Here is a 19,800-nt window from a genome sequence, read left to right as displayed (position 1 = left end):
TGTCGAATAGACAAGCTAAAAGGATAAGAAAACGGGATTTTTTGGAATCCTCCCAATTTCCAATGTCTAAGCGAACAGTTTTTTTACTGAAAAGATTACCTGAAGGGTTATTTCCTAAAAGCTTCTGGTAAATCAAACAAATCAATACCCCATACCAAAGGCATTACATAGTAAATAAAGAGCGTAATCAACAGAATCGAGATAATATTCAGGACAAAACCGGTTTTTGCCATGTCTCTAATGGTGAAAAACCCTGAACTGAACACCACGGCATTCGGTGGAGTAGCCACTGGAAGCATAAAAGCACAAGATGCCGACAGGGTTGCCCCTATCATAATACCGTAAGGATGTATCTCCATACTAGTGGCCAGAGCTGCCAGAATAGGTAAAATGATGGTTGTAGTGGCTAAATTCGAAGTCAATTCCGTTAGAAAATTGATAGCCCCTACCAAAAAAAGGATGACCAAGATCAAAGAAGCCCCTTCCAAAAGTGTGAAGTTGCTGCCTACCCACATCGTCAAGCCACTCTCTTTGAACCCTTCTGCCAATGCCAATCCACCCCCAAACAAAAGGATGATACCCCAAGGGATTTTTATGGCATCTTTCCACTCCATCAATGGGATTTTTTTTCTCCCTGGCACTATAAACATCAGCAAACCTCCTATCACGGCAATAACCGTATCGTTGATCCCACTGAAGTACTTTTCCAATAAAAACGATTTGGTAATCCAACCCAATGCGGTGAGCAGAAAAATCCCAGCCACCAACTTTTCTTCATAGCCAATCTTCCCCAACTTATCCAGTTCTTCTTTGATTGTATAACCTCCTCCTGATAGACGTTTATTTTTCACTCCGAAAACCTGGATCAGGTAAAACCAGCAAACAAACAAGAGAAGCATACTCAAAGGAAGCATCAAAAGAAACCAATCTAAAAAGTTGATTTCAACGCCATATAATTCTGAAACTATTGCCACCAACACCAAATTTGGCGGTGTACCAATCAAAGTGGCAAGCCCACCAATCGAGGCACCATATGCAATACCAAACATAAGCACCATACCAAAATTGTTTTTCTGGGCTACACTTCCCGCTTGGTTTTTTTCAAATTGTGCTGCAATAGCGAGACCTATAGGTAGCATCATAACACTTGTAGCCGTATTGGATATCCACATAGACAATAATGCTGTAGACAACATAAACCCCAAAACAATATGGCTAAGCCTGTTACCCATCCACAACAAAATAGTAAGAGCAATCCTTCTGTGCAAATTCCATTTCTCAATCGCAATGGCAATCAAAAATCCCCCCAAATAGAGGAATACTATATCATTGCCGTAATTGATGGTCGTACTTTTGACATCCATGATGCCTGTTAGCGGAAATAGTACAATGGGCAGAAGAGAGGTGACCGGTATCGGTATCACTTCGGTGACCCACCACAAAGCGATCCAAATTGTCGCTCCCAAAACAGCCTGTGAAGAATCCGTCAATCCTCCAACCGGATCTATGATCAGTGACAGTGCAAAGATCAAAGGGCCTAAAATCATGATGACAATTTTACCCATGGCAAAGTATTCCTATCCCTGAGTATATAAGTTCTCTATAACTGGATTTATTTATTTTCATCATTTTCACTTGATATTATGTCTCAAAGGTCCTTGCTTCTATGAATTTTGATCTGGAGCAGCCCCTCCAACTAAACTACTATCGGCTAAAGACCGATAGGTTTGGTTTCGCCTAAAGGTGACTAAAGTGCATCCAAGACTTAATGTTCTTTGTGAAAAACTTGGTGATCTTAGTGGTTATAATTTTTACTACTAAGATCACCAAGTAAAAACACTAAAGTCTTCGCCTCAAGGCAAGGGATTTCCCCCAGAGTGAGACATTAAGCTATCCTTCAATGTATTTACCAAATATGCTGTTTTTATGAAATAAAATCCCAACAAGCAATATAGAAATTCTCAATTGGTGTAAAAAATATATGATTATCAGCTACCCTTACTGTCTTGATATACCTGTTTACAAAAAAAGCACGAAGAACCTCTTTGTGTTCCCCGTGCTTCCTTTGGGTTCTTTGTGGTAAAAAATAACCTTAATTCTCTATCGAAATCGATCCTGAACTCACAGAACCATTGACCATATTAGAAGAACCATTGTTGATCTGCAGGGTCTTTCCTTTCCTATTATTGCCTACCCTCAAAGACCCAGAGGTAGCTTTTAGGTTATAGTTATAATCATCCAGGTTGGAATTCGTATTGATTTTGATACTTCCGGAAGAAGCTTTCAAATTCGTCATACTGCTCAACCCAGCTTGCTCTGCCTTAACTGATCCAGAACTAACAGATACAGATCCTATCTGTCCAACATTGGATAGCTTTGCATTTCCAGAGCTCAGGGAAAGGGACAATTGCCCTCCTATATTCTCGGCTTTCATACTTCCACTGGAAAAGGAAATATTTGCATCCCCAGCCACATGGGAAAGGTTGGCAGAGCCTGATCCCATTCTCAAATTGACATCCCCATTTGTATTTTTTATATTAATGCGCCCTGAACCTGCATGCGTGTTCAAAGAACCGGAAACATTCGAGATATCCAGGTTTCCTGAACCAATCTTCAAAGTAGTCAAATCTGAAGAGACCCCGTTTACGCTAATTTTGCCTGACCCGCCTGCAAAGTTTAATTGGATATTTTCAGGACCTTTGATTTTGATATGGCCTTTTGTCTGGTTTACCCCCCAGCTTATACTTTTGCCGTTTTGTTGGTAAGAGATTTTCAATATCTCACCCAAACTAACAAAAACGATATCCTGATTGTCTTGTGTAGATTCCAAATATGCCTCCACGGTCAGGTCATTTGTGTTTTTGCTCCCAATGTACTCCACTTCCAAAAACCCGCTATTGACTTCTAGTCTATTGACTCCTTCAAAAGTCTTCTTGGTATCTACCAATACTTGTCTCTGCGCATACAGTTGCGAACTGAACATCACCGCCAAAAGCCCGATGATAAAGCTGATCTTCATTTTTGTAGTTTTCATATTTTTATGTTTTATAAAATCAAGCCAAAACTCAAGGCATTCACTTTAGGTCCCTTGTCCTTTTCAAAAAACTCGTTCAAATCATAGTTGAGAAACAAGTCTACATTGGAAACTCCCAATACAAGTCTACCTCCATATCTTAGGTTGTTTGCAAACATATTTGATTTCTCAAAGAGTTTCCTTGACCTGCCATCTTGGTCATCATAAACGAATTTACCTCTTCCACCTATTCTTAAGCCAGCATATGGCCCCACTCCAAACCTGAACTTCCCATTGCTGCTATGGACTATAGGTATCAAACTCAAATTCACATAGGAAGCTGATATCTTAGACTTCGTGCCAATTCCATTTGAAAAGTCTTGAAAATCTACGCCTCCTACTTCTTTTACAGCAATCAGGTTTCTGTCTTCAAACTTGAAATTATACCAACTCACGCCCAATGCAGGATTCAGGGAGAAATTTTTACCAAACTTATATTGATGCTGATAATTGATCCCCACATTCCAACTTCCCCAAGGTTTGATCGCTGGTGCGGTTTCATCGTTTACCCAAGTATTGATCCCCAAATCGAAATTGAGAGACCTTTGGTACCTGCGTCGCTTTTTTTGACGTGAGATGTCAATATCTCCATCATTTGTAATTAATGTAAAAGACTTGTCATCATATTTTTCATAGTGCCATTCACTCCCGAAAAGCTTGAAATCTTTGGTCTTTATGACTTCTTTGTTTTCAGAAGTCTCATCTTGTGCAGCCACAGTTCCCAGAAATGCAACCAGCAAACCGATAGTAATTAAAGCCTTTTTCATATCTTTAGTTATCTCTATATTGTACAAATGATTTATTCAGTTAAAATATCACCCCAAAGGTAATTGGGTTCAACTCCGGACTAACCCCATCTTGGAAAAGCGTATTCAGGTCATAGGTTGTGAAGAAATTGAATCTCCCTACTCCCACTTCGCCCCTTACACCATACCTGAAATTGTTGAGATACACGCCTGTATTTTGCTTGGATTTTCTTCTTCCCCCGCCATCAAGCTCCCTATAGACAAATTTGCTTCCACCTCCAAGCCTATACCCCATGTATGGCCCAGCGCCTACCCGCAGGCCTCTTTTTCCATTGTCATTCATTTTTCCAAAATCCAGCTTCAATAATGTCTGGGCAGTCAGGTATGAAGCGGAAATCTTACTTTTGATACCATTGACATCTGTTCTTTGGAGAAATTCAATCGTCTCATCCCCCCTGACAGCTTGGAAATCCCTGTTTTCAAATTTGAAATTGTACCATTGAACACCCAATCCAAAATCCCAGTAAAATCCCTTGGCGATTTTTTGGGATGCCATCCAGTTCAGCCCGACATTCCAACTCCCCCAACCTTTGGTCGAGTGGGCTTCGCTTGATGATGGGAAATTGCCATTTTCAGTCAAATAGGTATTGATCCCCAAGTCAAGGTTAAAGTATGTCCTGAATGGTGGGTCTTTACGTTTCTTCTCTGTCGTCTCCACCTTAACCTTTGTGTTTCCGCCAGATTCATCTACGATCACTTTTACCCTTCCTATAGAAACTTCTGTTTCAGGACCATCTTCCCTGACTCTGACGATTTCTTTATTCCCGGATTTGTTTTTGATCTCTACTACGGTCAACTCACCTGTCTCTTCATTGAGCTGCAGATCCAACTCCTTTACAATCTGGTTGATATCCATGGATTTCAACCTCTCAAAATCTTCCTTATTGTCAACTATCAACACAACTTTTCCTGATTTTCCAAACTCTACGATGATACTATCCTTCTCAGCGAGTGCCGGTTCCAAATGACTTCCAAATGCGATATTCACAATGGCCATCAAGCTAAATAATAACAGATATTTTTTCATATTCTTGAGATTCTAAAATGTTATTTACTTCTTTCTTTTTTAGAGGTTATCGAGGCAAAGAGATTGTTTTTTGCATCCTGCAGTTCTGCAAACCCCTGATCTACTTTACTCAACAATCCACCGATTTTTTCAACTTTATTTTCTATTCCATCAATCAATCCGCCTCTTTCCGGCTCTGAATCTGAGATTCCCTTGCCGACAATTGTGATCTTATATGAAATTTCTTCTTCTGCGCTTTCTACCGGTTCATTGAAAGCGACTGATTGATTCAGATCCAACTCCGGCAAAACAACTTCCGGAAGACTTTCTATTTCTGAATTCTCTTCAATTTTGATAGTTTCCGCTACCAATTCATTTGGCTTTGGCTCTTTTACTATTTCTTTTTGCTGTTTCACCTCTGGTTTAGGACCTTTCTGTACAGGTGCCCCCCCCCCTTTCTCTTCCTGCGGATTTGATTCGGATTTTTCCGCTTCTAGCTCAGCCTTTTCCAATTCAGGAAGCTCCTTTTCTACTGGTTTTTCAAAATTCTCCTGAACCTCTGCCATCTTGGGAGCTTCAGGTCCCAACCCACCTGAGATAAACCACCCCAAAAACCCAAGCCCCAAAAGCAGGGTAATGGATGCCGCAATCTTCAAAAATGGATAATACCCACCTTTTTTGTCTTTTGGCAGCTTGTTTTCCAATCTCTCCCAAGCAAGGGATGATGGTTTTATTTCATGATTTGAGAGCTTGTCTCTAAACAGCTCGTCAAAATTTCTATCTTCATTAGCCATTGATTCTCCTTTCTTTAAGTTGTTGTTCGGCTATTTTTTGCTTTAATAAATTCCTGGCCCTATTCAATTGGGATTTTGAAGTGCTTTCAGAAATCCCCAGCAAATCCCCAATCTCCGCATGGCTATATCCCTCCACTGCATACAGGTTGAATACCGTCCTATAGCCTGTTGGCAGCTCTTCGATCAGATCCATCAAATCATCTGCTTCCAAACTATTCAGTTCGTACTGATGGTTTCGGAAATCTGTTCCTTCTTCCATATTGACTTCCATGGCGAGTCTCTTATTGTTTCTCAAAGTCAGTAAGGATTGGGTAACAATGATCCTCTTCATCCAGCCTTCGAAGCTTCCTTTAGATTCATACTGGTCCAGTTTATCAAATATTTTCATGAAAGACTCAATCATCACATCCTCTGCAATCTCCCGGTCTTTGGTGTAGCGGACTGCGATTGCGAAAAACTTACTTGAATACCTTTCATACAGATGTTGCTGGGCTTTCCGCTCCCCTTTGAGGCAACCTTCTATAATGTCAGATTCAGAATTAAAAGTTTTTCTTGTGAACATGCTTTTTGTGGCTTTCAAATAGGTAGATACAGTTTGACAAAAATAGGTTGCACGTATTGTGAAAAAAAGTTAAAATAATTTTCTGTTGTTCAAAACAGAAACTTTTGGAGTATGTGGTTACGAATATACGGAATGAAGCCAGTAATAAAATAAATGACTGAATTTCAGCGGATAACCATCAATACTTGAGGACGTGTCGAAGAAAACTGTTGACAGGCAACAGATGTATTAAATTAAGCTCACTTTTTTTTATTGATGACTGACAAGTAAGCATATATTCAACAAAAAACTCCTTAAACAGTGTCATCATCCGGATTTCCAAAGTAACCAAACGAAACTTCGACCCAATAATCATCGATAATTTTAACTGCAAAATCATAACAGCATTGGTAAATCCCCCCATTGTAATCTACCATCGTATGGGTATGGTATACAAAATTATATCCCATCATGGTCAGATAGCTTTTAGAAACTTTTGAGCCGGGACCATATTTGAGATAGATCTTCTTCAGCATTTCCCTATTCTTCTTTTGAATCCTGGAGATCAAGGTATACAAATCGTACTCTTTCTCTTTTTTAATTTCATTGTAATGGGCGCTTCTACAACCATCACAACAATATAGCTTGTCAGAGCGTCCCAAAACAGGCCTCGTACAGGTAGGGTATTTGCATTGTCTTTCCATAATATCCTCAAAAAATTAAAAATCAATTATTGAAACTAAGAACAGCTGAATAAATATAACTACTTTTGCTTTTAAACAAAAAACAATTGACATTTTTATGATTATCAGACACTTCACCTGTTTTTAGATCAAAAAGAAAAATGTGTCGTGTGATTCCCAACTACCACCCGGACTGCTAGAACAACATCATGCGCTATCATCAAAAGTGCAACAAGAAAAATTGCAATGCATCAACATGCTATCAAAAATCCAAATAGGGTGCTATAATATCCACCCATTCCTGATTGAATATCCTAACTTTTAACAAATCAGCAGCAGAATTGTACACTCCATGCTGGTCTCTATAGGCTACGATAACCTTCGCCACCCCATAATTGATGTATGGATGCTTGGCCAGGGTATTCACATCTGCAGTATTAACATTGATTTTCTTTTTGATGCCAGGTTTGAACTCGAAATATTCAAATATACGCTCCATTACTTCCGGACTCATCCCATATACATCCAGCAATTGATCGGCTTGATGCATCCCTCCGATTGCATCCCTAAACTTCACAATCCTACCTGCAGTGGCAGGGCCTACACCTGGCACCACTTGCAATACAATGGAGTCCGCCTCATCAAAGGGAATCTTATTGAGCCGGGCAAAATTCCTTTTTTGGAAATTTGGGCTGGATCTGCCTGAATCCTGTGCTGAATAGCTGACACTTATTCGATTCCAACCGGATTTTTCCAAACTATCCATCTTGATCAAATATGATTCATACTCCAACTGGCTATTCCGGGCAACCATTTTGTTGTAGATGACAGGTATTCCATATAAGAATATCAAAACTGGAAGTAGCATTACAAAGCCCCTCGATTCCCTATTGGAAAACCCAAGAAAATTCTTGAGAAAAAACCTAATCTTTGACACCATGATAGATTCTTTAAAAGTTCAAAACAAAAATATAATCCAGTTTGGCCTGATAGATCGTATCTATGGTTCATAAGTTAATAATATTGGCACTACTTTCCAAAATTGTCGATATTTGCAAAAGGTAAAAAAAGTGAACCTCTCTTATTTAGACAGGTTTTAAATTGCAATGAGTTTATTCAAAATTTTCTTTTGCTACGCTTTATAAATTAAATTTGTACCCGAAAGTCAACGAAAATGCAAAACAAGTTTAGAGCAATCAGTTTATCACATAAAAGTGCTCCTGTAGAGATTCGGGAGATCATCGCTTTAGACGAGGCTACTATACATGCACTTTTGGTGAAATTAAAAGATTTTTTCAGTGTTACAGACACATTAATCCTTTCTACTTGCAACAGAACCGAGTTATATTACTCCCATGAATTGGATTTGAGTTCTGAAATCATCAAGTTGATCGGTCTGGAAAAAGGCCTCTCCTCTATCATTGATTATTTGGAGTATTTCAAGATCTACAACAATGATAGGGAAGCAATCAGCCACCTGTTCAAAGTTTCTATGGGACTTGAAGCACAGGTAGTCGGAGACATGCAGATCTCAAACCAAGTGAAAAGGGCATATCAGGCATCTGCGGATTTGGGTATGGCGGGTCCTTTCCTCCATAGATTGATGCATACCATTTTCTTCACCAACAAGCGGGTGGTTCAGGAGACCGCCTTCAGGGATGGTGCAGCTTCTGTTTCATATGCAGCTGTAGAATTGATAGAAGAATTGACCTCCAACATCTTTGAACCAAGAATCCTTCTGATAGGGGTTGGCGAAATCGGCAAGGATGTTGCCAAAAACATGGTTCATCTTCCTAATGCCAAAGTAACAATTGCCAACAGAACTCTTGATAAAGCTGAAACATTGGGATCATCTATGGGTTTTGATGTCATTCCATTTGAAAATGTCGTGGAAGCCATGAGGGAATCAGATGTCATCATCTCTTCTATCATGAAATCGGAACCTTTTATCACAAAAAACCTTGTCAAGACTTTTGACATATCAAGCTATAAATTGTTTGTTGACCTATCCGTACCGAGAAGTATAGAAACTTCAATCGAAGATGTACCGGGAGTATTGCTATACAATGTTGACAACATCCGAAGCAAAGCTTCAGAGACTTTGGAAAACAGGTTGGCTTCCGTGCCAAAAGTGGAACAAATCATCGAAGAGAGCATCGACGAGTTTTACAATTGGAAGAAAGAAATGATGGTATCACCAACCATCAACAAGCTAAAAAATGCCTTGGAGCAAATCCGTCTGGAGGAAATGGAAAGATTCCTGAAAAATGCAGACCAAAAGGAAATCGAAGTGGTCGAAAGAATCACAAAAAGCATGATGCAAAAGATCTTGAAAGTGCCGGTAGTACAACTAAAAGCCGCCTGCCAAAGAAACCAAGCAGATGGAATGATAGAAATATTATCAGACTTGTTTGATTTGGAGAAAGTGAATGAGAAGAAATAAAAATACACAAAAAAATAATATCAAATAGATGTCAGAAATGGCATCTATTTTTTTTGAATTGCAGTTCTAAAGCACTTATTTTACTTTTCAAATTACTTTATACATGAAATTAATCAATTGTTCCAAGAAAATATTTTTGATATGTTGCCTACTTTTTCCAATAATGGGGTCTTCCCAAACTTGGGAGGTCTACGATCATAATTTCAACTTAAAATCAAGAATAGCCTACGACCAGATCAACATCCTAGGTGAGTCGGTAAGGGTCAGCACAGCGAATAACGAACTTCACCTTTTGAGCAAGGAATTCAAGCCTTTTCTGAATCTAAAAGGCACTTCTGTCCACCAATACCTAGAGCCTTGGATCATTGTCAAGGGACCAAACGGAATGGGGGCATTCCATGAATATGGAGAGGAGATCTTCACTCCTGAATATGACGACATCCAAATGTTCTACACAAGGCTACTTGCCAAAAAAGGGGATAATTATTGGGTCTATGATCGGATGAGTAGGACAACAGAGATGATCGGAGCATACGAACAAGCCATCCTAGCCAAAAATGGGCAAGTCATTGCGAAAACTGCCCATGGTTACTTCCTGCCTATCTCCAGCAATCCCAACAAGATGTACAATGACCTAAGAGAGGTCAATGAAAACGTTATTATTTCGCATGAAACCACAGGGTATGGTTTGATCAATAGGGAAGGAAAATACATTCTCGAACCGATCATCGATGAGATGCAATACCTGGAGGATGATTATTTCTATGCTTTTGACGGAAACCAGTACATGCTGATCCTCGCCCGTGAAGAGCGTGCGGATATCAAATACACGAGCTATCACAAGATTACCTTAGAAAACAGCTTGATGCTGGAATACATCCATGGGAAACTCCGCAGGGTGATGAAAAAAGATGGAATCCTATTGGACATGACAGGGATGGAAAAAGTGAAGCTGGTAGGAAAAGAAAAGTACAATGTATATTCCAGGGAAAACAAGGTAGGACTTCTCGGTATCAATGGCTGGGAAGTGAGTCCAAGCCCAAACCTAGAAACCATCCTACCTGGAAACGAAAATCTATTCCCATCCATCAAAACAGGTAAGTTTGGATTTATTGACAAACATGGCTCATGGGTAATCCAAAATGGTTTTGAAGAAGCCTTGCCTTTCCATGAAGGATTGGCTGCGGTCAAGAATGCGGGGAAATGGGGATACATCAATAAACAAGGGCAAACTATTATCAACCATGAATATGACGGGGTCAGCAGATTTCACAGAGGGTTGGCGGTAGCAAGGAAGAACGGAAGCAGCTACCTGATAGACCAAAACGGAAATATCCTAATGGACAAGGGATTTGACAGGGTATCCCTTCTTCCTGACAATTATTATATCACTGAAAGCAACGGATTTTTTGGGCTGGTCAATGCTGCGGGCAAAGAGGTGGTTGATCCCCAATTTGATGAATTGAGAAAAGAAGACACCAATATAATCCTAGTCCGAAAAGGGAGTAAATATGGCATAATCGATGAAAATGGCAATTACATCCTTCCCTTGTATTACAAAAACATCTTGTTTGACAAAGCATCAAAACTGATTTTGGCCGAAGATGAATACACATTGCCAAAAATTGAGATTGAGGAAAAAAACAGCAAAAAGAAAAAAGCAGATTAGGTAAAAACAGATAGCCTTTCTGCTTCATTTCAGTACATAGGAATATTGAATTGGATATTGCCAATTTGTAACATTTATGCCCCAATCCTTGGAACAAACTGTGGCAAAGGGGGAAATTGTCTTCATCCAAAAAACCATTCGAGGATTTGGACTTAATCACCATTGACCTGTGTCCCCACTGATCAAAATTAGACAACCCTCGAAGTTTCTCCCTTTGAAATTGTTAAAAGCGATTTCCCTGGGGGTGGCAGATTAATTCAGTTTGCTGAGGAGATTTTTTTATATTTGAACCCTGAACTATAAACAATGAATATTCAACTGCATCAAAAGAAAGTGTTCTTTGCCTCAGATTTCCACCTTGGAGCACCAGACGAAACCACCAGTGCCATTCGTGAAAAAAAAATCGTCCGCTGGCTCAACACTATAGAAAATGATGCCGCAGCAATATTCCTCGTAGGGGACATTTTTGATTTTTGGTTTGAATACGACAAAGTCATCCCAAAGGGCTTTATCCGTTTTATGGGAAAAATCGCAGAACTCAGAGACAAAAATATTCCGATCATCTTCTTTACCGGAAACCATGACCTCTGGATGAGGAACTATTTCACCCAAGAATTGGGAATTCCTGTCTATCACCATCCGATTGAGTTGGAGATCGAAAACAAGAAATTCCTCGTCGGGCACGGGGATGGCCTGGGGCCGGGAGATGAGACATATAAAATCCTCAAAAAGTTTTTTACCAATCCATTCTGCCAATGGCTATTCAAATGGCTCCATCCAGATCTGGGAATGAAAATTGCCCACAAATGGTCAAGCAGCAGTAGGATATCCAACAACCAAAAGAATGAAAATACCTTCAAAGGCCAGGAAGAATGGCTTTGGGAATATTGTAAGGAGCTGGACAAAAAGCAACATTTTGACTATTACATTTTTGGCCATCGCCACCTTCCCTTGGAATTGGAAGTGGGCAAATCCTCAAAATACATCAATCTTGGGGAATGGGTAAACCAATATACCTATGGTGTATTTGATGGAAAAAAAATGGAACTCAAAGCATTTGAACAATGAAAAGGGTTCTGGCTTCACTTTTCACCCTGTTGTTTTCAGCTAACCACACCTTTGCACAAGAAGAGCTTTGGGGTGATCCCATCGAAATCAAAATTGAAAGGATAAGCCAAGTCTCTTTAGATAACCAAGGCTATTTATTCATTGCAAACCAAGAAGGAAATATCTTCCAATATTCGGAGAAAGGTGAGTTTGTCAATAATTTCTCCCCTTCCAGACAAGGGAAAATAGACCAAATTGAAGCTGCTTGGACGGTGAATATATTTACCTTTTCCATGGATTTACAGGAATTCAGAATCCTCGACAGGTTTTTAAATCCGATATCCGAAAACAAGATCCAACAAAATGGAATCAATCTCGCCCGGGCAGCCACACTCGGAAACAACAACATCATTTGGATTTATGACGAATCGGACTTCAGCCTGAACCAATTTGACCACCGGAGAAACCAAGTTTTGCAAAAACAACCGCTGAACATGGTTTTGGGCAACTCACTATTGCAAATACAGGAAATAAAGGAATATCAGAATCTGGTATTCCTAAAAATCAAAGATGAAGATGTGGTTATCCTGGACAACCAGGCAAACCTGATCAAAAAAATAGATGCCGCCAATGATTGCAGATTGAGTTTTTGGAAAAATAATCTCCTATCGGTAAAATCCAATAAACTGAGATTTAAAAATTTCCAAGATGGCAAAACACAGGAATTCCCAATCCCGGAATATCTTGATTCCCACCAAGTAACCCTCTCCAATCGCTCTGTTGTCTTTTATGATCCCCACACTATTTATATTTTCCCAAAGAAAGACAGCCCAATCGCGGATCTATGAAATGAGAAATAATTCAAAAAAATGTTAAATGCTTGCTAAAAATGCTGATAAAATGGTTTGATTTTTGCAATTTTGCAAAAGCATGAATAAACCTATAGACCGAAAGTACATTTTAAACATTTCAATACTTTTCATCATCCTGTTGATGTCAAGTTTTTCCTTTGTTTCCAATGCACAGATTTTTAAAAAAAGGACTAAGGTAGAAGCAGAAATATCCTTCCCGGCAGATTTGAACAGGGAGCGCGTATCATTCGATTTGAAAGCCGATGGGATCAAAAAATTCTCAATCGTCCTTGACAAAAAACCAGTTGAAATAACCAAAGTCAAAGTCTTCGATACACTTGGAAACCTACTTTTTGAAGACAGGATCATGCCTGACGATGACATCAAAAAATCTTACGACCTCAGCCACATCCAAAGCCAGCTCTTTGTAGTGGAAGTGGGCAACTCCAAATACAACATCACAAAAAGCATCTATGCAATCCCCCCGGGAAGCAAAAAGAAAACAGATGTCCAGGTAAACAAATAGAAAAAGTCGCTGAAATCAAATTCCAGCGACTTTTTGTTTTATAATAGAACCCTGCCTTTTCTTTTGTAGACGAATGGCAGAATTGCGGTCTATCAAATCTTTGATTAGTCGATCTCCACCAAGGTGATATCAAATATCAAATCTTCACCCGCCAATGGATGGTTTGCATCCAATGTGATTTTCTCTTCATCTACCGCAACCACTTTCACAGGCATAGGCTGGCCTTGTGGCCCTTGCAATGTCAAATCCATCCCAACTTCAGGAGAAATATCAGCTGGTACTTCCGCTCTTGGGATATCTACCATCATATCGTCTCTCTTCTCACCATAAGCTTCGTCCGAAGGTATAGTTACACTTTTGGCTTCTCCTATCTGCATGCCATGTACTGCTGCATCAAAACCTTTAATCATATTCCCATCACCCAGAACAAACTGAAGAGGCTCTCTGTTTTCTGAAGAATCGAAGACAACCCCACTTTTCAATTTCCCTGTGTAGTGAACTTTTACCGAATTTCCTTTACTTGCTAAAGACATATATTTTTTATTCTGTTTTGTAAAACATCAAAGTTAAGGATTTTTGATAGGGATTAAAACCAAAGTAAAGGACAAGTTTAAAACTGTCCAAAACTGACCAAGTATCGTTCGTTTTTGGACACAATTTATTGTAGATTTGTCAAATATGTTCAAAATCAGACCCTTTCTTGAATGGCATCATTTTGACTATTACTAATGAAAAATGTTTACTATGGACAATCAGCAGTTAGGAAAGATCCTCATCATCGACGATAACGAAGACTTATTATTTGCAGCAAAAATGCATCTAAAAAAGTATGCGAAGGAAGTTACAATTGAAAAAGACCCCAGAAGGATCCCTTTTTTGGTTAACAACAACAGTTATGATGTGATACTTTTAGACATGAATTTCACCGAAGACACCACTTCGGGAAAAGAAGGATTCCATTGGCTGAAGCAAATCAAAGAAATCGATCCCAAAGCAGTGGTAATTTTGATTACCGCTTTTGGAGATGTGGAAATGGCAGTAAAAGCGCTCAAAGAAGGCGCTACGGATTTTATTCTAAAGCCTTGGCAAAATGAAAAACTCCTTGCTACCCTGACCTCTGCCAGCCGCCTGAAAGACAGCTATGATCAGGTAGACAAGCTCTCCAAAAAACAAAAACAACTTCAATCGGACCTCAAAAAGCCCTACTCTGACATCATCGGAACAAGCGCTTCCATGAAAAACATATTCTCCATCATCGACAAAGTGGCGCAAACGGATGCCAACGTGTTGATTTTGGGAGAAAATGGAACCGGTAAGGAACTTATCGCCAGAGCTATCCACGATAGGTCATTGAGAAAAGATGAGATATTTGTAGGTGTAGACATGGGGTCTATCACCGAGACTTTGTTCGAAAGTGAGCTTTTCGGCCACAAGAGAGGTGCATTCACCGACGCAAAAGATGACCGTGCGGGAAGATTTGAGATTGCAGACAACGGTACACTCTTCTTGGATGAGATAGGCAACCTCAGCATGCCACTACAGTCCAAATTGCTAACGGTATTACAGAAAAGAGAAGTGACAAGAATCGGCACAAACAAATCCATCCCGGTTGACATTCGGCTGATCTGTGCCACCAACATGCACGTACATGAAATGGTCATGGACAACACCTTCCGTCAGGATTTGCTCTACAGGATCAATACGGTAGAGATTTTCCTACCGCCATTGAGGGAAAGACAGGACGACATCCCATTGTTGGCAGACCATTTCCTAAAGGTATATGCCCAGAAGTACCGCAAGGACTTCAAAGGGTTCAAAACATCCGCCATGCAGTTGCTCCAGCAATACAATTGGCCTGGAAACATCAGGGAACTGCAACATGCTATAGAAAGGGCAATCATCATGGCTGAAAGTGACGAATTGGATAGCCGGGATTTCTTTTTCCTTTCTTCAAAACCAACAAATGACAAAGTAGCATCGACAGCTTCCTTCAACTTGGACGAGGTGGAGAAAAATGTCATCCAAAAAGCTATCGACAAAAATGGAGGAAATATCTCTAAGGCAGCAAAAGAACTTGGCTTGACAAGAGCTTCATTGTATCGAAGATTAGAGAAATATGGATTATAAAATAGGCTTGGTCGGTAGGATTATCCTACTGGCTATATCAATATTTTTTTTGAGCTACTTCATTCTCAATGGTGCAGGGGTATTTGCAATATCCCTGTTCATCATTTTGATCATGGCACAGACCATCTTTCTGTTGAGCTATGCAGAGAGTTCTTTCAAAAAAGTGCGCCTTTTTCTGGACAATATCAAACAGGATGATTACACCACTTTGTTTCCTGTGAAATTTGACGGTACAGAGACAGATGACCTGCATATAGAATTCAATGCCATTTTGGCCAAACTGAAGGAAGACCAAGCTGAAAAAGATGCCAATTACCAGTATTTCCGATCTGTATTCCAACATTTGAGCATTGGCTTGATCACTTTTGAGGAAGATGGAAAGATCCAGATTCTCAATACAGCCGCCAAAAGAATGCTCAACATCCATCTATTGCATAATATCTCAGAGATCGAAGATGTCAACAAGGAGCTTCACCAGGCAATCCATAGCCTGAGGACGGGAGGTAGTGAATTGATCAAGATAGCACACCCTGATGGCATCATGCAGCTATCAGTCTATGTGATTGAACTTTTGATGCGGGATGTGAAAATCAAGCTCGTATCTCTCCAAAATATCCAAAGTGAACTGGAGGAAAAGGAAATGGAGGCATGGCAAAACCTGGTAAAAATCCTGACGCATGAAATCATGAATTCCATCGCCCCAATTTCCTCTTTGGCCGCTACCATCAAGGGGGATATTGAACAAAAAATCGATGAGCACGAAAGCATCCCTCCCGGTGACCTGGAAGATTATCTTATGGGAATTGGGACGATAGAAAAAAGAAGTGAAGGACTCATCAATTTTGTAAGTGACTTCAGAAGCTTGGCACATATTCCTACGCCAAAATTCCAGACAATCAACATCAAAAAGCTGTTTGCCCAGTTGGAGACCTTGATGCAACATCAGTTTGAATCCAACCAAATCATCACAAAATGTACTGTCACCCCTTATGATCTGATTCTGTTTGGAGATCAAAACCTCATCGAACAAGTCTTGATCAACCTGATCCACAACGGGATACATGCCATGCAAGACTCCGTCACAAAAGTACTTTCAATTGATGCTTTTATCGATGAATCCGGAAAAATCATCATCGAAGTATCAGATTCAGGCAAAGGGATAGAGGAAGAAGCTTTATCCAAAATATTTATCCCATTTTTCACTACCAAGAAAAAAGGATCAGGGATAGGCCTAAGCCTTTCCAAACAGATCATGAGAAGACATAAAGGGAATATTCAGGTAAGGTCAAAAATCGGTGATGGGACAACCTTCAAATTGATATTCAATGCCTAAGCATTTAGCAATCTTTTACAATACCACCTGTTTTGGAGGCCATCGATTGGGAGGATTGGATTACTTTGGATGTTGACCTTATGATCTCATATAATCACAACCGGTTACAAAACCCCAGACATCCTCTATGGATCATTGTTTCTTTTGATAAACAAAACTAGGTCCGTCGCATGGCGTCCAAGAATTGTTGATCAGTTTGTTTTCTTTGGTCAGCACCAATGTTTCAACATTTCCTCCACAGTTGGCTGCCATCCCCATATTTGTCTCAAAAGTCAATGTCAATTCGAATACATTGTCAGAATCTTTCAAAGATACCGATTCATACACCCCCAGTGCTTGTGCTGGCTCATTCAGACGCTCTCCAGTGCTTTGATTCCGGGTAGAAAACTTGATAAAAGTCCCGTCATCATTAAAAATATAGCGTTCTTGAAACTCAATTTTTTCCCCAACCAAAACTTCATTAGTCCAACCGGTATTGATACTTGAGATATTCCAATATCCCAGCACATTGAAATGAGGCTCTTTGTCATCCCGATTACATCCAACCAAAATAAAACACAGAAGGATCAAGTAAGTAAAGTATCTTTTCATTTTTTTTCTCTCATTAAAGCCTGTAAGCTAATTACGGGGAACTTGGTTTCAAAGTTAAGCCTAGAATATTTTAAGACAACACTTTTAATACACCCTTAACCAATATTTCACATCAGCGACAAACTTAATGCTAAACATCTCATTATCATAACATCCAATACATCATCAGTTCATATACCTGCTTTATATTGCAAACAAAACTGATAGACTTTGAAAACACATTTCAAAACAATCGTTATCTCAGATGTCCACCTCGGAACTAAGGGATCAAAAGCCAAAGAAGCCTCAAGGTTTCTCAAGCAATACAGTTGCGAAAACCTCATCCTGAATGGTGACATCATCGATGGTTGGCAATTGAAAAAATCCGGCACTTGGAAAAGGAAACACACGAGATTTTTCAATAGGATGTTGAAAATGATCGAGCAGGAAAACACAAAAGTTTTTTATCTGCGTGGAAACCACGACGATTTTTTAGACCAAATCCTACCATTGCAAATTGGAAACCTTTCCATTTTGGCAGATATGATTTATGAATCAAATGGTAAGAAGTACTTTATTACCCATGGCGATATTTTTGACAGCATTACCACAAATCTGAGATGGATCGCATACCTGGGTGATATGGGCTATACATTTTTGCTATGGCTGAATAGACTCGTAAACTACCACAGGCGCAAGAGGGGGTTGGGCTATTTTTCCCTCAGCCAATATGTCAAGGGCAAAGTGAAATCTGCCGTTTCCTACATCGATCAATACGAGGAAGAATTGGCAAAAATGGCAAAAGCCAAAAATTGCGATGGCATCATCTGTGGACATATCCATAAAGCGGAAAACAGGATCATCGACGGTATAGAATATCTCAATTCAGGTGACTGGGTGGAGACAATGAGTGCTTTGGCCGAAGACCACGAAGGAAATTGGCAACTGATCTATTACAATGAAATGGACTTTAGCCAAGACAAGACCGATTCTGTCCAATTGATCCCAGATACAGCTCCGACAGAAAATGTACGGGAATTGAAGACTGTGGCTTTCAATAAATTAAACGATGGCCTAACCCCTCCAAATTTCATGTAAGCTAATGAAGTTCTTATTCATAGTCCAAGGAGAAGGACGAGGGCATATGACCCAAGCTGTAGCTTTATCCCAAATCCTGGAAGGAATGGGACATGAAGTGGCCGCTACCTGCATAGGAAAAAGCAAAAGAAGAAATATCCCCGAATTTGTAATCAAAAACCTGAAATCGCCTGTCCATTCAATAGAAAGTCCCAATTTTGTCTCTGACAAAAACAACAGAAAAATCCTCTTGGGGAAAAGCATTCTTTTGAACCTAAGCAAGTTTCCCGTTTTCCTAAAGAGTTTAAGAAACATAGATGAAGTAGTGAAGCATCACAACCCAGATGTCATCATCAATTTCTATGACATTCTAGGTGGGCTTTACAATTTACTTTACCGCCCCCAAGCCAGTTGCTGGGCTATAGGCCATCAGTATTTGATTGACCATCCCGACTTCCCTTTTGCGAAATCGCATGGCCTGGAAAAGTTACTTTTTAAGATCAACACGAAGATTACGTCCATGGGTACCGATAGGATATTCGCTTTGTCATTTAGGCCATTAGCATCCAATACCTTTTCAAAAGTCAGGATAGTCCCTCCCATTCTTCGAAAAGACATTTTTGAATTGAACCCCAGTGAGGGGGATTTCATTCTCAGCTACATGGTCAATCCAGGATATGGAGAAGAAGTTGTCAAATTTGCCAAAAGACATCCGAATATCAAGATAGAAGCATTTTGGGATAAAAAAGGGGTTGGCAAAACCCACCATGCACTTCCCAATCTCACATTTCATCAAGTTGATGACCAATTGTTCTTAAGCAAGATGGCCAGCTGCAAAGGACTCTTGAGCACAGCAGGGTTTGAATCTATCTGTGAAGCCATGTATCTGGGCAAACCTGTCATGATGGTTCCCGTAGCAGGGCAGTATGAGCAAGCCTGCAACGCCCTGGATGCTATCAAGTCTGGAGCTGGAATCAGCAATAAGAACTTCGATTTCAAATTTTTTCACGACTACTTAAGCGCTTCGCTATTCCAACCAAGCCAAATGGATACGTGGGCAAAAATGACAATTGGCATTATGGAAGAAGAAATCGGGATGTTACAAAATGTAAAAAAGCGAAATGTGAACTATGGCAATCAACTTGGGCATGAATATCAGACCTTTCATTTCAATTTACCCAAAAAGTCCTAAATCAATATAGTTTTCCCAAATCCCTAAACCCTCTCTATGCGTTTTTAAAACGATTTCGGGAT

19 protein-coding genes are annotated in these 19,800 nt (G+C 39.8%); 9 read left to right on the top strand and 10 right to left on the bottom strand.

What is annotated here, in order from left to right; genetic code table 11:
• Window positions 1–107: 107 nt before the first annotated feature.
• The 8 genes from ACFSKL_RS01690 to ACFSKL_RS01655 form a co-directional block, all read right to left on the bottom strand.
• Complete coding sequence (locus tag ACFSKL_RS01690; protein WP_376882887.1) at window positions 108–1,565, bottom strand: SLC13 family permease; 1,458 nt, start codon at window positions 1,563–1,565, stop codon at window positions 108–110.
• A gap of 527 nt (window positions 1,566–2,092) precedes the next feature.
• Window positions 2,093–3,034, bottom strand: a complete 942-nt coding sequence (locus tag ACFSKL_RS01685) for a DUF4097 family beta strand repeat-containing protein (protein WP_376882885.1) — start codon at window positions 3,032–3,034, stop codon at window positions 2,093–2,095.
• An 11-nt stretch (window positions 3,035–3,045) separates the two neighbouring features.
• Window positions 3,046–3,840: a hypothetical protein gene (locus ACFSKL_RS01680; protein ID WP_376882883.1), complete on the bottom strand. Its 795-nt coding sequence runs from the start codon at window positions 3,838–3,840 to the stop codon at window positions 3,046–3,048.
• 40 nt (window positions 3,841–3,880) lie between these two features.
• Window positions 3,881–4,906, bottom strand: coding sequence for a hypothetical protein (locus ACFSKL_RS01675; RefSeq protein ID WP_376882880.1), 1,026 nt, complete (start codon window positions 4,904–4,906; stop codon window positions 3,881–3,883).
• A 20-nt stretch (window positions 4,907–4,926) separates the two neighbouring features.
• Window positions 4,927–5,679: a hypothetical protein gene (locus ACFSKL_RS01670; protein ID WP_376882878.1), complete on the bottom strand. Its 753-nt coding sequence runs from the start codon at window positions 5,677–5,679 to the stop codon at window positions 4,927–4,929.
• On the bottom strand, window positions 5,672–6,241 hold the full coding sequence (locus ACFSKL_RS01665; RefSeq protein ID WP_376882875.1) for an RNA polymerase sigma factor: 570 nt from the start codon (window positions 6,239–6,241) through the stop codon (window positions 5,672–5,674). The genes ACFSKL_RS01670 and ACFSKL_RS01665 overlap by 8 nt, the downstream gene beginning before the upstream one ends.
• Before the next feature lie 293 nt (window positions 6,242–6,534).
• Window positions 6,535–6,924, bottom strand: a complete 390-nt coding sequence (locus ACFSKL_RS01660; RefSeq protein WP_376882872.1) for a hypothetical protein — start codon at window positions 6,922–6,924, stop codon at window positions 6,535–6,537.
• Between the two features lie 241 nt (window positions 6,925–7,165).
• Window positions 7,166–7,843 carry a ComEA family DNA-binding protein gene (locus tag ACFSKL_RS01655; RefSeq protein ID WP_376882870.1) on the bottom strand — a complete coding sequence of 226 codons (678 nt, stop codon included), beginning with the start codon at window positions 7,841–7,843 and terminating at the stop codon, window positions 7,166–7,168.
• Between the two features lie 234 nt (window positions 7,844–8,077).
• Between ACFSKL_RS01655 and hemA the strand changes: the two genes are divergently transcribed.
• The 5 genes from hemA (at window position 8,078) to ACFSKL_RS01630 (ending at window position 13,439) form a co-directional block, all read left to right on the top strand.
• Window positions 8,078–9,346 carry a glutamyl-tRNA reductase gene (hemA, locus tag ACFSKL_RS01650; RefSeq protein ID WP_376882867.1) on the top strand — a complete coding sequence of 423 codons (1,269 nt, stop codon included), beginning with the start codon at window positions 8,078–8,080 and terminating at the stop codon, window positions 9,344–9,346.
• Window positions 9,347–9,449: 103 nt separating this feature from the next.
• Window positions 9,450–11,015: a WG repeat-containing protein gene (locus ACFSKL_RS01645; RefSeq protein ID WP_376882865.1), complete on the top strand. Its 1,566-nt coding sequence runs from the start codon at window positions 9,450–9,452 to the stop codon at window positions 11,013–11,015.
• Window positions 11,016–11,321: 306 nt separating this feature from the next.
• Window positions 11,322–12,083, top strand: coding sequence for a UDP-2,3-diacylglucosamine diphosphatase (locus ACFSKL_RS01640; RefSeq protein ID WP_376882862.1), 762 nt, complete (start codon window positions 11,322–11,324; stop codon window positions 12,081–12,083).
• Window positions 12,080–12,910 (top strand): hypothetical protein, encoded by an 831-nt coding sequence (locus ACFSKL_RS01635; RefSeq protein WP_376882860.1) that lies wholly within the window; start codon window positions 12,080–12,082, stop codon window positions 12,908–12,910. The genes ACFSKL_RS01640 and ACFSKL_RS01635 overlap by 4 nt, the downstream gene beginning before the upstream one ends.
• 82 nt (window positions 12,911–12,992) lie before the next feature.
• Entirely contained in the window at window positions 12,993–13,439 is a 447-nt protein-coding gene (locus ACFSKL_RS01630) for a hypothetical protein (RefSeq protein WP_376882858.1), read from the top strand.
• Between the two features lie 104 nt (window positions 13,440–13,543).
• Here the strand turns inward: ACFSKL_RS01630 and ACFSKL_RS01625 are convergent, their stop codons facing one another.
• Window positions 13,544–13,972, bottom strand: coding sequence for an FKBP-type peptidyl-prolyl cis-trans isomerase (locus tag ACFSKL_RS01625; protein WP_376882855.1), 429 nt, complete (start codon window positions 13,970–13,972; stop codon window positions 13,544–13,546).
• 211 nt (window positions 13,973–14,183) lie between these two features.
• Here ACFSKL_RS01625 and ACFSKL_RS01620 point away from each other — a divergent pair, with 211 nt between their 5' ends.
• Together ACFSKL_RS01620 and ACFSKL_RS01615 are read left to right on the top strand one after the other, a co-directional pair.
• A complete protein-coding gene (locus ACFSKL_RS01620; RefSeq protein WP_376882853.1) occupies window positions 14,184–15,566 on the top strand; it encodes a sigma-54-dependent transcriptional regulator in 1,383 nt (460 codons plus the stop codon).
• Window positions 15,556–16,899, top strand: coding sequence for a sensor histidine kinase (locus ACFSKL_RS01615; RefSeq protein ID WP_376882851.1), 1,344 nt, complete (start codon window positions 15,556–15,558; stop codon window positions 16,897–16,899). Before ACFSKL_RS01620 ends, ACFSKL_RS01615 begins: the two co-directional genes overlap by 11 nt.
• A gap of 132 nt (window positions 16,900–17,031) precedes the next feature.
• Here the strand turns inward: ACFSKL_RS01615 and ACFSKL_RS01610 are convergent, their stop codons facing one another.
• The gene (locus tag ACFSKL_RS01610; protein WP_376882849.1) at window positions 17,032–17,490 is read right to left on the bottom strand and encodes a hypothetical protein; all 459 of its coding nucleotides are present in this window, start codon (window positions 17,488–17,490) and stop codon (window positions 17,032–17,034) included.
• Window positions 17,491–17,700: 210 nt separating this feature from the next.
• On the opposite strand from ACFSKL_RS01610, the gene ACFSKL_RS01605 reads away from it, so the two are divergent.
• Together ACFSKL_RS01605 and ACFSKL_RS01600 are read left to right on the top strand one after the other, a co-directional pair.
• Entirely contained in the window at window positions 17,701–18,567 is an 867-nt protein-coding gene (locus ACFSKL_RS01605) for a UDP-2,3-diacylglucosamine diphosphatase (protein WP_376882846.1), read from the top strand.
• A gap of 4 nt (window positions 18,568–18,571) precedes the next feature.
• A complete protein-coding gene (locus ACFSKL_RS01600) occupies window positions 18,572–19,738 on the top strand; it encodes a glycosyltransferase family protein (protein ID WP_376882843.1) in 1,167 nt (388 codons plus the stop codon).
• Window positions 19,739–19,800: the final 62 nt, after the last annotated feature.

It is taken from the genome of Belliella marina (genome assembly GCF_042682445.1).
Lineage (GTDB): Bacteria > Bacteroidota > Bacteroidia > Cytophagales > Cyclobacteriaceae > Belliella > Belliella marina.
The sequence above is the reverse complement of the archived record's forward strand: the minus strand, read 5'-3'. Positions and strand labels throughout refer to the sequence as shown.